Source organism: Dactylosporangium sp. CA-139066 (assembly GCF_050936175.1).
Lineage (GTDB): Bacteria > Actinomycetota > Actinomycetes > Mycobacteriales > Micromonosporaceae > Dactylosporangium.
Genome location: NZ_JBNJNH010000001.1, coordinates 1,494,356 through 1,509,866, shown reverse-complemented (window position 1 = coordinate 1,509,866; position 15,511 = coordinate 1,494,356). Strand labels below are relative to the sequence as shown.

General features: G+C 73.9%; 13 protein-coding genes. 6 read left to right on the top strand and 7 right to left on the bottom strand.

The features are described 5' to 3' along the window. Window positions 1–193 precede the first annotated feature (193 nt). Window positions 194–514 (top strand): hypothetical protein, encoded by a 321-nt coding sequence (locus tag ACQEVU_RS07070; RefSeq protein ID WP_433321726.1) that lies wholly within the window; start codon window positions 194–196, stop codon window positions 512–514. A gap of 65 nt (window positions 515–579) precedes the next feature. On the opposite strand, the gene ACQEVU_RS07065 is transcribed toward ACQEVU_RS07070, so the two are convergent. Both ACQEVU_RS07065 and ACQEVU_RS07060 read right to left on the bottom strand, forming a co-directional pair. After that, window positions 580–2,157 (bottom strand): TROVE domain-containing protein, encoded by a 1,578-nt coding sequence (locus tag ACQEVU_RS07065; RefSeq protein ID WP_433321725.1) that lies wholly within the window; start codon window positions 2,155–2,157, stop codon window positions 580–582. A gap of 126 nt (window positions 2,158–2,283) precedes the next feature. After that, on the bottom strand, window positions 2,284–4,848 hold the full coding sequence (locus ACQEVU_RS07060) for an Hsp70 family protein (RefSeq protein ID WP_433321724.1): 2,565 nt from the start codon (window positions 4,846–4,848) through the stop codon (window positions 2,284–2,286). 96 nt (window positions 4,849–4,944) lie between these two features. Here ACQEVU_RS07060 and ACQEVU_RS07055 point away from each other — a divergent pair, with 96 nt between their 5' ends. Both ACQEVU_RS07055 and ACQEVU_RS07050 read left to right on the top strand, forming a co-directional pair. After that, window positions 4,945–6,777, top strand: a complete 1,833-nt coding sequence (locus tag ACQEVU_RS07055) for a hypothetical protein (RefSeq protein ID WP_433321723.1) — start codon at window positions 4,945–4,947, stop codon at window positions 6,775–6,777. A 25-nt stretch (window positions 6,778–6,802) separates the two neighbouring features. Then, the gene (locus ACQEVU_RS07050; protein WP_433321722.1) at window positions 6,803–7,651 is read left to right on the top strand and encodes an SMI1/KNR4 family protein; all 849 of its coding nucleotides are present in this window, start codon (window positions 6,803–6,805) and stop codon (window positions 7,649–7,651) included. A gap of 43 nt (window positions 7,652–7,694) precedes the next feature. On the opposite strand, the gene ACQEVU_RS07045 is transcribed toward ACQEVU_RS07050, so the two are convergent. The 5 genes from ACQEVU_RS07045 to ACQEVU_RS07025 form a co-directional block, all read right to left on the bottom strand. Further along, complete coding sequence (locus ACQEVU_RS07045) at window positions 7,695–8,003, bottom strand: hypothetical protein (RefSeq protein ID WP_433321721.1); 309 nt, start codon at window positions 8,001–8,003, stop codon at window positions 7,695–7,697. Window positions 8,004–8,118: 115 nt separating this feature from the next. Next, the gene (locus tag ACQEVU_RS07040; RefSeq protein ID WP_433321720.1) at window positions 8,119–10,263 is read right to left on the bottom strand and encodes an MMPL family transporter; all 2,145 of its coding nucleotides are present in this window, start codon (window positions 10,261–10,263) and stop codon (window positions 8,119–8,121) included. Between the two features lie 16 nt (window positions 10,264–10,279). Continuing rightward, window positions 10,280–11,155 carry an RNA polymerase sigma factor SigJ gene (gene sigJ / locus ACQEVU_RS07035; protein ID WP_433321719.1) on the bottom strand — a complete coding sequence of 292 codons (876 nt, stop codon included), beginning with the start codon at window positions 11,153–11,155 and terminating at the stop codon, window positions 10,280–10,282. Window positions 11,156–11,276: 121 nt separating this feature from the next. After that, the gene (locus ACQEVU_RS07030) at window positions 11,277–11,807 is read right to left on the bottom strand and encodes a hypothetical protein (protein ID WP_433321718.1); all 531 of its coding nucleotides are present in this window, start codon (window positions 11,805–11,807) and stop codon (window positions 11,277–11,279) included. Beyond that, window positions 11,800–12,000 carry a hypothetical protein gene (locus ACQEVU_RS07025; protein ID WP_433321717.1) on the bottom strand — a complete coding sequence of 67 codons (201 nt, stop codon included), beginning with the start codon at window positions 11,998–12,000 and terminating at the stop codon, window positions 11,800–11,802. The genes ACQEVU_RS07030 and ACQEVU_RS07025 overlap by 8 nt, the downstream gene beginning before the upstream one ends. A gap of 47 nt (window positions 12,001–12,047) precedes the next feature. Between ACQEVU_RS07025 and ACQEVU_RS07020 the strand changes: the two genes are divergently transcribed. Genes ACQEVU_RS07020 through ACQEVU_RS07010 form a run of 3 tightly spaced genes read left to right on the top strand, consistent with a single transcriptional unit; the run spans window position 12,048 to window position 15,357 of the window. Continuing rightward, a complete protein-coding gene (locus tag ACQEVU_RS07020) occupies window positions 12,048–13,175 on the top strand; it encodes a sensor histidine kinase (protein ID WP_433321716.1) in 1,128 nt (375 codons plus the stop codon). Then, window positions 13,172–13,447: a response regulator transcription factor gene (locus ACQEVU_RS07015; RefSeq protein WP_433321715.1), complete on the top strand. Its 276-nt coding sequence runs from the start codon at window positions 13,172–13,174 to the stop codon at window positions 13,445–13,447. The genes ACQEVU_RS07020 and ACQEVU_RS07015 overlap by 4 nt, the downstream gene beginning before the upstream one ends. 47 nt (window positions 13,448–13,494) lie before the next feature. Then, window positions 13,495–15,357, top strand: a complete 1,863-nt coding sequence (locus tag ACQEVU_RS07010; protein WP_433321714.1) for a M48 family metallopeptidase — start codon at window positions 13,495–13,497, stop codon at window positions 15,355–15,357. The last annotated feature ends 154 nt before the right edge of the window (window positions 15,358–15,511 follow it).

Here is a 15,511-nt window from a genome sequence, read left to right as displayed (position 1 = left end):
TCTCGTCCAGCCTCCGCGCCAGATCGGGCGGCACCCCTGCAGGTCGACGCGCCGGTCGAGCAGTTGTGTCCAGAGCACGCCGCGGCCCGCCTCGAGCGCCTCGACGGCGGCACCCGGCCGGCCGGCTCCAGGGGTCACCCGCCCCTCGGAACACGCGTACGCCGATATCATCCAGGGGTTCCACAGCGACAACGTGGTGGTCCACCAAAACCTGTTCAACGGGTACAACGACCTGACGTCGTCGATCATCACCGACCCGAACTACACCACCAACTGGACGGTGACCGACAACTTCATGATGGCGGGCGCCTACACGATCTACTGCCCGCACGGCACGACGAGCGGCTTCGTCGTGCAGAACAACCGCTTCTACCCCAAGGCCGAGGACGCCACGGACCGCCGCTCCCCCGCCTACGGGCTCACGGAGCGCTGCGACACCCCGGGCGTCACGTTCACCGGCAACCGCACCGACGACACCGGCGCGACGATCAACGCCGACGGCTCGCTGAGCTGACCCGCCCGGCCGGTGAGCCCGGGCCGCACCATGCCCGCGGGCTCACCGGCCCACGGCGGCGTCATTCAGAAGGGCCAGCGGGCGTCCTCGCCGGACTCGATGAGGGGGATCATCGCGAAGGCGCCATCCGACAGGCCGCCGAACGTGTGGCGGTGGCGGGACGCCGGGGCGTGGGCCGTGCGGTAGCCGGCGAGATTCCAGGTGTACACCGGAATGCTCGAAGGCACCGAGACCGTCACGTCGGCCTGGCGGTGGTAGTGGGCCTGCTCGTCGGTGAGGATGACGACGCGGTCGTGCGCGGCGTAGTGGGTGCGCACCGCGTGCTCGGTCTGCGTGCCGCCGCGGAAGCAGTAACCCGCGTCGAAGAAGCGGCGCACGGCGGCCAGCACCGGCTCGCCGTCGACCGGCGGGAAGACCGTGCTGGCGTGGGAGAACGACACGACCGTCGGGTCCGCGGCGCGGGCGGCCAGCGCGAGGCCGAAGACGATCGCGGCGTCGAAGCGGCGCAGCGTGCCGTCGCGGCTGAAGGGGTTGTCCATCGAGCCGGACGTGTCGATGAGGATCAGGGTCCGGCCGTCGAGCGCCGGCACGTTGGACAGCGCGTGCTGCAGCGCCCGCTCCAGCGGGGCCGACCAGCGCGGGTCCGGCGCGGCGCGATGCGCGGAGAGGTATCGCATCGGCAGCACCCGCGACGCGGCGACCTCGGCCGGGTCGGACAGGCGGGCCGCGACCGCTGCGGCGGTTTCGTCGCCGACGCCGGCCTCGTCGAAGTTGCGCAGGTTGCGCAGCAGCGCGAAGTACCCCATCGACGGGACGACGGCGGCCCAGGCGGCGGCGTCCATCGGGCCCTGCCGCCAGCCGGCCAGCGCCTCCCAGGTCATGCCGGCGGCGCCGAGCACGGCCGGGTCGGTGATCGCGCGGCGCCGCTCGACCGGCAGCGCCATGAGCCGGGCGCGGGCGGCGAGCACGCCCAGCGCGGCCGGCGGTGCGCTGTCGCGGCGGTGGCGCCGGTCGAGCGCGTGCCGGAAGAGCTCGCCCTGCCGCTCGTCGCGCGCCACCGGGTGGGTCAGCTCGATGACGTCGCCGAAGCGGACCTTGCGGTGTTCGCTGTCGTACTTGAGCAGGCTCCGCTGCGAATACAGCCGCACGGCGGCGTCGGCGATGCCGCGCTTGACGGGCTTCGGGAGCGCGCGGCCGTGGCGGTCCAGCCAGTAGGCGAGCGCCTCGCCCGGCTCGTCGGCCCGTTGCAGCGCCGCGGCCACGACCGCGCGGGAGCCCGGGATGCCGGCGGCGACCTGCGCGCGGGCGCCCTCCAGGGCCGCCACGACCGACGCCGAGCGCAGCATCGCGCCGGTGCGCAGCCAGGGCACGAACCGCGCGAACCACTCCGGGTCGGCGACCGCGACCCGGGCGACCAGCGCGCGGAAGCGGTCGTCGCGCTCGCCGGCGGCCTCGTAGAACGCGTCCTCGCCGACCATGTTGGACACGGCGAGCAGGAACAGCTCGGCCTTCGGCTCGCGCACGAACCCGGGCGCGCCCTCAGCGGTGGTGATCCGGTAGTGCAGCCGCCCGTCCTGCGGGACGACGTCGTAGTCGGCCGCCTCGTGGCGGTTTTCGCGCAGCTTGAAGTTGAACCTGGGCACGGCGAACTCCCCCGCATCCCGAGATCAGTACGGCGACGGTGTTTGTCGTCTGAAGGAACCGTCACCAGCGCACCGGGAAGCGCGCCGCCAATCTAGACAGGCCGATGCCGCGCCGCAACGCGTTTTTCAGGACTTGTGGCGGACCTGGAGGATGACGAAGTCGTGCTCGCGGGCGCACGTCAGGGTCGTCAGCCAGGCGACGCACGTGGCCGGGCGGACGTCGCCGACCTTGACCGTGGTGCGCCGGTCGCGCTCGACGTCGATGCCGGTCATCGTGTAGCCGGGCACGACCTCGCGCGCGTCGCTGTCGCCGACGAGGACGGCGTCCTGGAACACCGGCAGCGCATACCCCTCGTACCTGCCCAGGATCTTGCCGTCGGAGACGCGCAGCACGGCGGCGCCGGCCGTCCCCGGGCCCGTCTGCAGCAGCAGCTCCTCCTCGCCGACGGGCACCTGTTCGGTGAGCGTCACCGGCGGCGAGCCCAGCACCAGCAGGCCCGGGATCTGGACCTCGTAGCGCGACGTCAGGCCGATCTCGCTCGGGAACACGTTGAGCACGGGCGTGCCCAGGTCGTCGGTGGTGACCGAGCACAGCCAGTGCGCGCAGTGGCCGAGCCACACCGCGCCGCGCTTGCCCGGCCAGCCCAGCGCCGACACGTCGGCGCGGCCGATGCCGGTGTCGCCGAGGGTGAACAGGTCGCCGCGCTGCCCGAAGACCGTGGCCCGGGCGTGGAAGGCCTGGGACTGCGCCTGGGCGACCTTGTACGGGGTCGTCTTCGCGCCCTTCGGGTCGTAGACGCTGACGTCGCCGTTGCCCGCGATGAGAAAGGTCGGCCGCACCGGCTCGGTGGGCTCGTTGAGGATCTTCTCGCCGTGCGACAGGTGGACCCGGGTGCTCTCGATCGGCGTGCCCTTGTCGACGTCGACCACCACGATGTCGCCCTTGGCGAGGTCCCGCCAGACCAGGCCCGCGGCGGTCTCGTGCGGGTCGATCATCAGCTGGTCGTCCTTGCCGATGGCCAGCGTCCAGTTCTTGTTGGTGGTCGGGTTGGCCCACACGGCCTGCCGCTTGCCGGCGCCGTCCGGCGCCGAGAAGGCCAGCAGGTTGCCCGAGACCTCCTGGGCCCGCTCCCAGCGCTCGGCGTCGCCGAGGCGCCGGCGGTCGCGGATCCGGCCGTCGACGTCGGCGAAGACGGCCTCGATCTGGCGGCCCACCTGGGCGACGAGGATCACGGTCGAGGCGCCGCCGGCCCACATGAACTGGTCCTTGCCCGCGCCCTGGACCGTCACCGTGGCGAGGGTCTTCGGATCCTGGTCGAACGTGACGACGTTGTGCTCGTACACCTTGAAGGTCACCACACCGAGGCCGGCCAGCAGGGCGAGCAGGACCGGGCCGATGATCAGCCAGGCCCGGCCGCGCTTGCGCCGGGGCGGCCGCACCACCGGCGGCCGCGGCGGCGGCGCCCAGGCGGCCGGCGAGACCGGCGAGACGGCCGCCGGTGGGACGGACATGGGCAGGGGAGCCGGTGCCGTCCGCACGGGCACCGGGGCTGCGGGCACCGGGGCTGCGGGCACCGGGGCCGGTTGCACGGGAATGCCGGACGTGACCCGCTCGGCGTGGGCGAGGTCGGCCAGGGCGCCCTCGGCGACGGGCAGCTCCGGCTGCTCGAGGACGGTCGGGGCCACGCCGAGCTCGGCGTGCAGGGCGCGCGCGACGAGCGGCACCCGGCTGGCCCCGCCGACGAGGAAGATGCCGTGCAGCTCGGCCGGGCGCACGCCGGCGGTGCGCAGCAGCTTGGTGACCTCCGCGGCGGCGCGGCGCACGAGCTGGCCGGCGAGCGCCTCCAGCTCCTCGCGGGTGACGTGCAGGGAGCTCGAGACGCCCGGGATCGGCACCGGCGCGGTCGCGGAGCGTGACAGCATCTCCTTGGCCGCGCGCACGTCGTCCCAGAATGCCTTGCGGTGGCGGCGCTCGAGGTCGTCGGCGGGGGCGGAGATCTGCCGCCAGGCCTGCGGGTGCTCGCGGGAGAGCAGGGCGCCGAGGTGGCCGACGAGGGCCTCGTCGATGTCGAGGCCGCCGAGGTCGTCGGCGCCGCCGGCCGCGACGATCGCGAAGCCGCCGGGCTGGGCGCGCACGAGCGCGACGTCGAGGGTGCCGCCGCCGAAGTCGAAGACCGCGAGGGTGCCGCCGGGCGGGACGGGATGGCGGACGACCTCGGTGAAGTACCGCGCGGCGGCGATCGGCTCGGGCACCAGCCGGACCGTCGCGAACCCGGCCCGCTGCGCGGCGAGGGTGAGCGTCTGGCGGCGGGCGGTGCCCCACGCCGCGGGGTAGGTGAGCGCGACCGCGGGCACGAACCCGAACGCCTCGCGGGCGGTCAGCGCGACCCGGCCGAGCAGGGCGGCGAGCATGTCGACGACCGGCACCTCGCGGCCCCCGAGCAGCACAACCCCGTCGTCGATGCGCCGTTTCGGGTTAGGCTCGTATCGGGCCGGGTCGGCCTGCGCCATCCGGTCGGCGTCGCGGCCCGTGACCAGGTTGCCGGACGGGTCGAGGTACACCGCCGACTGCAGGAGCGGTTGCCCGTCGAACATCAGCGGCCTGGTCCGGCCGTCGGCCCAACGCCCGACCGCGACCGTATTGGATGTGCCGAGATCGACGCCGACGCCGAAGCCGTTCCATCGCACCATCGTGCGCACCCCTCCCCCGTGGCACAGCCGATGGTACGGGAAACGGCCGTAACGCCCGTAACATCCAGTTCAGCGTCATGGTCTACCCTCCACGGCATGTCTGTCGTCGACGTCGAGCGCGTTACCAACGAACCGACGCCGGGGAAGCCCCTCTCCGAGCAACCGACCAAACCGTCCCGATTCGCCCGCATCACCGGCTATCGCGCCGATCTCATCGTGTTTGCCGGGTATCTACTGTTCTCCGGGTACCTCTTCGGCCACCTGTGGATGTCACCGGCCGGCCGCCGCCTGGCGGGCAGCTACGCGGACCAGAACCAGGGCGAGTGGTTCCTCGCCGTCGACACGCACAACATCCTCGGCCTGCACAATCCGTTCTTCACCGACCTGCAGAACGCCTCGGTCGGCGTCAACATGATGGCCAACACGAGCATCCTCGGGCTCGCGCTGCCGCTGCTGCCGATCACCCTGCTGCTCGGCGCGCCCATGAGCTACGTGATCGGCATGACGCTCGCGCTCACCGGCACCGCCTTCGGCTGGTACTACCTGATGCGCCGCGACCTGCACCTGAGCCGGTTCGCGGCCGTGCTCGGCGGCGCCTTCGCCGCGTTCGCGCCGCCGATGATCTCGCACGCCAACGGGCACCTGAACCTGATCTCGCAGTTCCTGATCCCGTTCATCGTCCGGCTGTCGCTGCGGCTGTTCCGCTCGCAGCGCCCGGTCCGTGACGGTCTGTGGCTGGGCGGGCTGATCGTCTACCAGGTCTTCATCACCGAGGAAAACCTGCTCATGACGGCGCTGGCCCTGGCCATCTTCGTCGTCTGCTACGGGTTCTCGGTGCGCTCGGAGATCCGCGCGATGATCCGGCCGTTCCTGAAGGGCATCGCCGCGGCGCTGGCCATCTCGGTGCCGCTGCTGGCGTTCCCGCTCTACGAGCAGTTCTTCGGCCGCCAGCACTACGTCGGCTTCGGGGACATGGCCTACGTGGTCAACGGCATCGAGGCCTTCACGGCGTACTCCACCGGCTCGCTCGGCAACCAGGGCGGCCCGCTGCTGTCGTTCAACTGGGTCGAGGCCAACGCCTACTTCGGCTGGCCGCTGCTGATCCTCGCCGTCGCGATCACCGTGTGGCTGTGGAAGGACCGGCTGGTGCGCTCCACCGCGCTGGTCGGCGCCATCTGCGCGATCTTCTCCCTCGGCTCCGAGCCCGCGGTCAGCGCCTTCAAGCACCCGCACCCGACGCTCGGCGTGCCCGGCCCGTGGGCGCTGTTCTCACGCCTGCCCGTGTTCGAGGCGATGAACGTGGGCCGGCTCACGTTCGTCACCGTCGTGTGCCTCGCGGTGCTGCTCGCCGTGGCCACCGACCGGGTGCTCGAGCAGACGCGGGAGGCGCCGGCGAAGAAGGTCCGGATCCTCTTCGCCGCCGCCATGGCCTCCGCCCTGGTGCCGCTGTTCCCGCTCCCCCTGCCGGCCCACGGCCGCCAGCCGGTGCCCGCGTTCTTCACCAGCGGCACCTACAAGTCCTACGTGGCGAAGAACCACACCGTCGTCCCGGTGCCGCCGCTCATGGCGACCGGCGACGTGCACGCGCTGGACTGGCAGGTCGCCTCGGACCTCGCGTTCCGGCTGCCCGGCGGGTACTTCATGGGCCCGGTCGCGCCGAACAACGCGCCCAACAACCAGCCCGACCCGGGCCCCTCGACCAAGCTGTTCGCCCAGATCATCAAGGAGGGCAAGCCGGTCAAGGTGACGGACCAGCAGAAGGCGGACATCATCGCCGAACTGCGCCGCTGGCAGGCCGACGCCGTGGTGGCGTACCGGGTGCCGGAGGTCCTGCCGCAGCTCAAGGAGTCACTGGACCCGGTCTTCGGCCCGGGCCAGCAGGTCGACGACGTCTGGATGTGGGACGTCCGCTCCCTCACCCGCGGCTGACGACGGACGCTGCTAGCGTGCCGGCATGGCGATCGAAGAGCTCACGCGGCTCGTCCCGACGCCGGCACGCCCCGTCGAGGCGGGCGGCGACTGGGCCCGCGTCGAGGCGGAGCTGGGGCTGACCCTGCCCGGCGATTTCAAGGAACTCCTGCGCACCTACGGCAACGGCCAGTTCGTGGACCACGTGTCGCTCCTGCCGGCCGTCGGGCCGGACCCCCGCCTCCTCGTCCGCGCCCGCTCCTTCGGCGAGCGCGAACGAACGACCGTCGAGCGCTACCCGGACCTGGTCCCGGAGGGCTTTCACCCGGCGCCCGGCGGCTTGCTCGGGTGGGCGGCCGACGACGACGGCGTCTCCTACTGCTGGTCGACCGGCGCCTGGCGGGTTGTGATCTGGGACAACCGCAACCGCCGGGTGGAGCGGTTCGACACGGACGCGACCGGCTTCCTCGCACGCTGGCTGAGCGGGGCACTGCGCCCACGCTCGATCACCACGCCGCCGGCCGTGGCCCCATGGTTCCAGCCGTTCCGCGACCGCCGCCACGCCTACGTCGTGCTGTCCGACAGTGACCTGCCCTACGAGGAGCGACTGCGGGTGCTCAAGGACGCCCTCGCCCCGGTCCAGGAGCGCGGCAGCACGCTCGAGGACGACGAGGCCGAGGACGAGGATCCGGACGAGGACCGGCAGGACTTCTTCGCCGCCGTCGAGCGCGACTGGATCATCACCTACGAGACTTCGTACAACCACCAGATCCGCTTCGCCTACCCGCCGGAGGATGACGACGGCGTCCGCGCGCTCGCCACGGCGGTTGCGCCGGCCATGGGCTCGCGGATCGTACGCACCACGGACCAGCGGGGCGCGCCGATCTGGTCCTGACCGGCCCGCGGCCGCCGAGCCGGATGGCTCGGCGGCCGCGAGGTCAGAGTTCGTCCGGGAAGCCGAACATGCCGGCCGGGTTCGGCAAGACCCACGTCTGGTTGAAGTTGACCGGGTCCTTGTAGATGCGCCCCGTGTACGAGCCGTCGGCGTTCTGGAAGACGTCGGCCTTCGCGTTGCTCATCGACGCGACGCGCTTGCTGGTCGCCGCGTCGAAGCCCTTGCGCGCCGGCCCGGTGCTCTTGCTCTTCACCTCGGGCGTGAACGCTTCGTATCGCGAGACCTCGCCCGGCGCCTTGACCTTCGACTCGCTGTCGCGGGCCTTCGCTGCGCCGACGTAGTGGCCGTCCACGCCCTTGCCGCGCTGCTGCGGCGGCTTGCCGGGGCCCTCGTGTGCCCACGACGGTGACGACGGCCACCCGACGCACCATCCGACCGAACCCAGGCACAGTTCGACGACCGCGCGATCACAAGATGTTCTTCAATGGAATCCACGTTGATCCGTCAATGTCCGTTTCGGGCTCTATCGGTCTATATTGGTGCGTATCGAGCATGGACGGCCACCACATCCAGCGGCCGGCGTCGAGCGTGAGCGCGGTCACGAGCACCGAGCGCACGACGATCGTGTCCAGCAGCACGCCGAACGCCACCGCGAAGCCGAGCTCGGCGGCGAACACCAGCGGCAGCGAGCCCATCGCGGCGAACGTGCCGGCCAGCACCAGGCCGGCCGAGGTGATGACGCCGCCGGTGGCCGACAGGCCGGTCAGCGCGCCGCGGCGGGTGCCGTGCCGCTGGGCCTCCTCCCGCACCCGGGTGACCAGGAAGATGTTGTAGTCGATGCCCAGGGCGACGAGGAACACGAACGCGAGCAGCGGGAACGAGGCCTCCGCCCCGGCGAAGCCGAAGACATGGCCGAAGACGAGTGCGCTCACGCCGAGCGCCGCCCCGAACGACAGCACCACGGTCGCCATGAGCAGCAGCGGCGCGACGATCGCCCGCAGCAGCAGCGCGAGGATGAGCAGCACCGCGACGAGCACGATCGGGATGATGACCCGGGAGTCGCGCTCGGCCGCCAGCTGCGTGTCGAGCAGCACGGCCGTGCTGCCGCCGACCTCGGCGCCGGCGCCCGCGATGCCGTGCAGCGCGGCCCGCACCCGATCCACGGTGCGCATCGCGGCCGGGCCGCTCGGGTCCTCGGCGAGCTCGCCGAGCAGCAGCGCCTCGCCGTCCTTGACGATCGGCGGCGAGACGGCGGTGACGCCCGGCACGCCGGCCAGCGCGGCCCGCACCCGGTCGGCCGCGTCCGCCCGGGTCACGACGTAGACGGGGTCGCCCCGGCCGGCCGGGAAGTGCACCGCCTGGATCTCCTCGCCGACGACGGTCGGCGGCCGGCCGGTGAACTGGTCGCGGCCGGCCAGCCCGTCGGCCCGCAGGTCGAGCACCCCCAGCGCGAGGACGCCCAGGGCGAGCGCGGTGCCGATCCACACGGCCCGGGGCCGGCGGGCGACGGCGGCGCCGACCCGCGCCCAGAGCCCGCCCGGGTCCGCGTCCGGCGGTGGGACCGGGTCGTAGGCGGGGCGCGCCGGCCAGAAGATCCAGCGGCCGCAGATGACCAGCAGCGCGGGCATGAGCGTGAGCATGGCCAGCAGCCCGACGAGGATGCCGATGGCGCAGGCCGGGCCGAGGCCCTTCGTCGAGTTGAGCGACGCGAGGGCGAGCAGCATCAGGCTCGCCGCGACCGTGGCGGCGCTGGCGATGATCGCCGGGCCGCAGCGGCGCAGGGCCTGCGCCATCGCCTCGTGGCGGTCCTCGTGGCGGCGGAGCTCTTCGCGGTACCGCGAGATGAGCAGCAACGCGTAGTCGGTCGCGGCGCCGAAGACGAGCACGGTCAGGATGAAGCTGGTCTGCTTGTTCACGACCAGCCCGGCGTGCCGGGCCAGCAGGTAGATCACCGCCTCCGACGCCACCAGCGCGCCGCCGGCGCTGAGCAGGGGCAGCAGGGGCAGCACCGGGCTGCGGTACGTCAGCAGCAGGATCGCCAGCACCACCAGCGCGGTGACGGTGGTCAGCCCGCCCGTCCCGTCTGATTGGCCCCGGCCGAACGCGTCGATCGAGTCGGCGGCGAGCCCGGCCGGGCCGGTGACGTGGAAGCCGAGGCCGTCGGCGTTCGCGGCGCCGATCGCGGTGAGCGCGTCGACGACCCGGCCGAGCCCCTCCCAGCCGTCCCGGCTCTTGCGCAGCGGTACCACGGTCTGGATCGCCCGGCCGTCGGCCGACGCCTCCGGCCCCTGCGGCGCGCCCGCGACCTCGGGCAGGCGCGCGAAGGCCTCGGCGTCGGCGCGGGCCTTGGCGAGGTCGGCGGCGGTGATCCCGGCGGCCCGGTCGTAGACGACGATCGCCGGTACGGTGTCGGCGGCCTGCAGCCGCGCGGCCCGCTCGACGACCCGGGTGGACTCGGCTCCGCCCGGCAGCCAGGCCGCGTTGTCGTTCTGCTCGACGCCGCCGAGGCGCCCGGCCAGCATGAGCACCGGCACGAGGACCGCGACCCAGACGGCGACGACGACCCACTTCGTCACGCGGCCGCCCGGAACGCGGATCAGGTTGTACAGCATGTCGGGTTCCGGCCCTTCAGTCGACGCGGGAGAGCTTGTCGGGGTTGGCCACGACGTAGATGCCGCGCACCTGGCGCCCGTCCGGGGTCAGGTCGAGGTTGACGACCGCGTAGGCGCGGCCCCCGGCGAGCAGGACGGCCGACGGTTCGCCGTTCACGCTGCGGTACACGATGTCGAGCCCCGGCCCGGGACGCTGCGCGATCGCGGCGATGAGGCGGGCGACCTTGTCGCGGCCCGCCAACGGCCGCACGCCGCCGGCCGAGGTGACCCCGCCGCCGTCGCCCCACAGCGTCACGTCGGGCGCCAGCAACTGCAGCAGCGCCTCGAGGTCGCCGCCGGTCGCCGCGGCCAGGAACCGCTCGGTCACCGCCTGCCGCACGCTCGGCTCGGGCTCGTAGCGGGGCCGCCGGGCGTGGACGTGCTCGCGGGCGCGGTGGGCGATCTGGCGGACCGCGGCGTCGCTGCGGCCGAGGATGCCGGCGATCTCGGTGTGGGCGTAGCCGAACACCTCGTGCAGCACGAACACCGCCCGCTCCAGCGGCGTCAGCGTCTCCAGGACGACCAGCAGCGCCATCGACACCGACTCGGCGCGCACGGTGGCGTCGGCGGCCTCGTCGCCGAGCGGCCCGACGAGCGGCTCGGGCAGCCACGGCCCGACGTAGGTCTCCCGGCGCCGGCTGACCGCGGCCCGCTCGGCGAGGGCCCGGTTGACCGCGATGCGCACCAGGTAGGCGCGCGGGTGCTCGACCGGCGCCCCGCCGCGGCCGGACCAGGCCAGCCACGTCTCCTGCAGCACGTCCTCGGTGTCGGCGACGGTGCCGAGCATGTTGTAGACGATCGAGAACAGCAGCTCCCGATGGTCGTTGAAGGTCTGCGTCGTCGGGTCGGACATCGTTCCTCCTGTCGAATCGCACCCTGAGAGCGATCCGGCGGGCGGGAACGTGATGCGCGACGCGGAACTGTGACCGGTGTCTCAGCCCTCTACGGCGTGCGATAGCAGGGGGTGCCGATGGTCACCGCGAGGCGGGGGGCGTCCCGATCCCGAACCGGTCCTCCGGCGCGCCGGCGCCGTCCCCGCACGGCACGTCCGTGACGTCGGCCGGCTGGGCCCGCCTGGCGCCGGGGCCGATCAGGTCCAGCACCTTCGCGAGGTGGTCGCCGACGAGCGTAGTGCGCGGTACACCCGGGCCGTAGTAGCCCGGGCAGGCGACCGATGACGAACCCGGCGCGCATCGCGTCGTCGTACAGGTCGCCGGCCTGCCCGCACAGGTCGTACATGGCGTCGGCGTGATGCTGCAGCGCCTCGCCGATGCGCCGGCCGGCAGGCAGGTGTTGCTCACCTCGACCCGCACCTCGCCGGTGCGCCGCGCGGCGGCCTCGGCGGCCTCGCCCTCCGGCCACGCCTCGGGCAGGTCGCGCGTGCCGCGGATGACGTCCTCGGCCGCGCCGTCGAGCTCCCCGGCGAGCTGCTTCCAGGCCCGCGCGACCGCCGAGAACGGCGCCGGGTCGCCGGCCAGCAGCTCGGCGAACCCGGGCTCAGCCACGCTTCGTCCACGGGTGCCCGCGCATCGCGTCCCGGTCGGCGGCGTTGTAGCCGGCGGCCGCCGCCGCGTAGCCGTCGGCGAGCCGCGTCACCTCGCCGGCGAGGTGGTCGAGGTAGCGCTGCCAGGCGTCGATCGCGCCGCGCGCCTGCGCGGTCGCCGACCACGCCTCGGCGCCGTCCCCGGCCGGCACCATCGCGTCCCGGTGCGCCCCGGCGCCCCCGCGGGCTGTACCGGTCCGCCGTGCTGGCCGCGCTCACCGCGCCGCTGCCCGTCACCGGCGTGACGGTCGGGATCTTCGGGTCGCGGTTCGCGCGCGGCTGGACCCACGGCCCGTCGGCGCCGCTCGCCCTGCGCATCCTCGCCTACGCCGGCGAGGCGCTCGCCGTGATCGTGTGGGTCGCCGCGGCGCTGTGGATGGTGCACGCGCTCACCAGCCGGCCGCTCAGCGGGGTCGCGCGGCGCTGCGCCCGGCGGTGGCTCGGGCTGGACCTGGCCGTCGAGTACGCCCCGGTCGCGCCCGTCACGCGGATGTCGACCGGGTTCTGGTGGGACGGCAAGGAGTACCACGGCTCGCAGCGGGAGGCCCGGCGCCGGACCCGGATGAACGCCCGCTTCCACGACCCGCAGGTGAGCTGGGACGGTCTCTGGGCGCTGGCCGCCGGGGTCACCGTGTGCCCGGTCGCGCTGCTGCCGTGGCTCGGGATCGCCGGCGGGGCGGTGCTGGCCGCGACGCCGGGCCTGGCGTGGTACGGCGCCGCCGCCGTCGTCGCCGGCCTGGCCGCGGCGCCGTTCGCCTGGCGCGTCCTCGGGCCCGTCGCCCGGCGGCTGCTCGGGCCGGGCCAGCGCCGGCGGGTGGCCGAGCTCGAGGCCATCCGGGCCGACATGACCCAGACGCAGGCGGCCGAGCTGGAGCGCATCGAGCGCGGGCTGCACGACGGGGCGCAGTCGCGGCTCGTCGCCCTGGGGCTGTCGATGCAGGCGGCCGAGCGGCTGCTGGAGTCCGACCCGGCGACGGCGCGGGAGATCCTCGCCGAGGCGCGGGCCGCTTCGGTGGCCGCGCTCGCCGAGCTGCGCTCGCTGGTGCGCGGGATCAACCCGCCGGTGCTCGCCGAGCGCGGCCTCGTCGAGGCCGTGCGGGCCCTCGCGCTCGACGCGGCGGTCGAGGTCGACGTGCGCAGCACGGTGGCGGGGCGGGCCGAGCGGCCGGTCGAGGCGGCGGTGTACTTCGCCGTCGCCGAGCTGCTCACCAACGTGGCCAAGCACGCGCGCGCCCGCCGCGCGGCTGTCGATCTCGCGCACGCCGGCGGCACGCTCACCGCGGCTCGACCGCGTCGCCGGCGGGGGCCACCGCCCTGGACCCGGCCGTGATCGCCAAGCTGCTCGGCCGGCCCGCGCACGCCGACCCGCTCGCCGCGCTGACCGACCGCGAGCGCTCCGTGCTGGAGCTGATGGCCCAGGGCCTGTCCAACGCCGCGATCGCCGGCCGGCTGTTCCTCAGCGAGGGCGCCATCAGCAAGTACACGACGACGATCTTCGCCAAGCTCGGCATCGCCGCCGACGACGACACCAACCGGCGGGTCCGGGCGGTGCTGACGTACCTCGGGGCGAGCGGGCGGCACGGGACAGACAGCGCGCACTGAGCTGCGCATAATGTGGTCCACTCACACTCACGAGGGACCGGACACACATGAAGACGACGATCCGAGCGGCGATCTCCGTCGCGCTGCTCGCCGGGTTCTACCTGCTCGCCGTGGCGCTGATCGCCGTCCTCGGATGGCTCACGTTCTGGCTGGCCCAGTCGCACCCGGGCGCCGCCGCCGGCAAGCTTGCCTACCTCACCGTCGCCGCCGCGGGCGGCATCGTCGTCGCCTTCTGGAAGATCCTGCGGGCCAAGCCGGGCGAGCCCGAGGGCCTGCCCCTCTCGCCGCAGGAGGCGCCCGGCCTGTGGCAGGCCGCGGCCGAGCTGGCGCACCAGGTGGGCACGCGCGCACCCGACGAGATCCGGCTCATCCCCGACGTCAACGCCGCCGTCTCCGAGCACACGACGCTGCTCGGCCTGGCCGGCGGGCGCCGCTTCATGTACGTCGGGCTGCCCCTCCTGCAGGCCTTCACCGTCTCCCAGCTGCGCTCCGTGCTGGCCCACGAGCTGGGCCACTACTCCGGCAGCCACACCAAGCTCGGCGCCCTCGCCCACCGCGGCCGGATGGCCATCGTGCAGACGATCGTGCAGATCGGCCCCAGCTCCGTCCTCGGCGGCCTCTTCCAGCTGTACGCGCGGCTCTACGTCCTCGTCGAGCAGGCCGTCAGCCGGCGGATGGAGTACGAGGCCGACGAGTTCTCGGTCCGCATCGCCGGCCGCGCCGTCGCGATCAGCTCGATGCGCGACCTGCCGGTCGTCGCCGCCGCGTGGAACTTCTTCGTCGGGCGGTACGTCACCATCGGCTGGGAGGCCAAGCTCGCCCCGCGCGACGTCTTCGGCGGCTTCGGCCTGCTGCTGCAGGGGCGCCAGGGCGAGCTCGCGAAGCTGCGCGACGACGCGCCGCCCTCGAAGAGCTCCAGGTGGGACTCGCACCCGCCGATCGCCGACCGCATCCGCGCGATGGAGGCCATGCCCGACTCGGGCGTGCCCGCCGACGCCCGCCCCGCGGTGACGCTGCTGGCCGACCCGGCGGCGCTGGCCCTGCGCCTGCAGCACCACGCGCTGGCCATCGAGGGCAGGCAGCTGCTGCCCTGGGAGGAGCTGACCGACGCCGGCATCGCGGCCGGCGCCCAGCGCGGCGCCGACGGCCTCTTCCGCGCCGCGGCCCGCCTGGCCGGCGCCCCGTCCGGCGACCTTTCCCTGGTGCTCCACCTGGTCGAGCAGCGCCGCGCCGGCGAGCTGGCCCGCACCCTGGAGCCGCACGGCGACGCCGAAGCCCGGCGCGCGGGCCTGACGGAGCGCGTCGCCGCCGCGGTGGCGCTGGCCGCCCGGGCCGGCGGCGTGGGCCGCTGGCAGCACTCGTGGAGCGGCGGCGCCCGCTTCGCCCGCCCGGACGGCACCGAGATCCCGACCCGCGAGCTGGCCCGCCTGGCCACGAGCCCGGACACGGTCGCACAGGCCCGCGGGCGCCTGGCCGAGCTGGGCATCAACGTGACCGCCGTCCGCCAGGAGTCCGCGCGGGCGAGCGCCGCCGGCTCGGAGATCCTCGGCGGCCTGGCCAGCCTGCGCGCCCCCGGCAAGCTGTACTTCGACCTGTTCATCCTGGACAACGGCCTGATGCTGATGCCCGGCCCGAAGGAGACCGACGACGGCCGCGACCGCCTGATCCGCGTGGCCCGCTCGGCCCCGGTGTCGGAGCTGGCGAAGCGCTACCGGTTCGTGCCGTTCGAGGACATCCGCGCCGCCGTCATCCACAAGCCGACCCCGATCCGGCTGTCGATCACGCTGCACAGCGGGGAGAGCATCGAGCTGACGGAGCCGTGGAGCGGCGAGCTGATGGACCGCAAGGACCGCGACCTGCTGCGCGAGGCCCTGCGCCCCTTCATCGCCGAGCCCCAGCCCTCCGCCTGACCCCGCCGCGCCCAACGCGAACAGCCTCCCGATCGATCGATGTCGATGTGCGGCGTTCGTATCGCCGGCGACGCCGGACCCCAACGCCGGGGCAACGTGCCGGGCCTAGCGTCGCGCGCGACGGCACCGGCAACGCCCCTCGGCGGCGGGCACG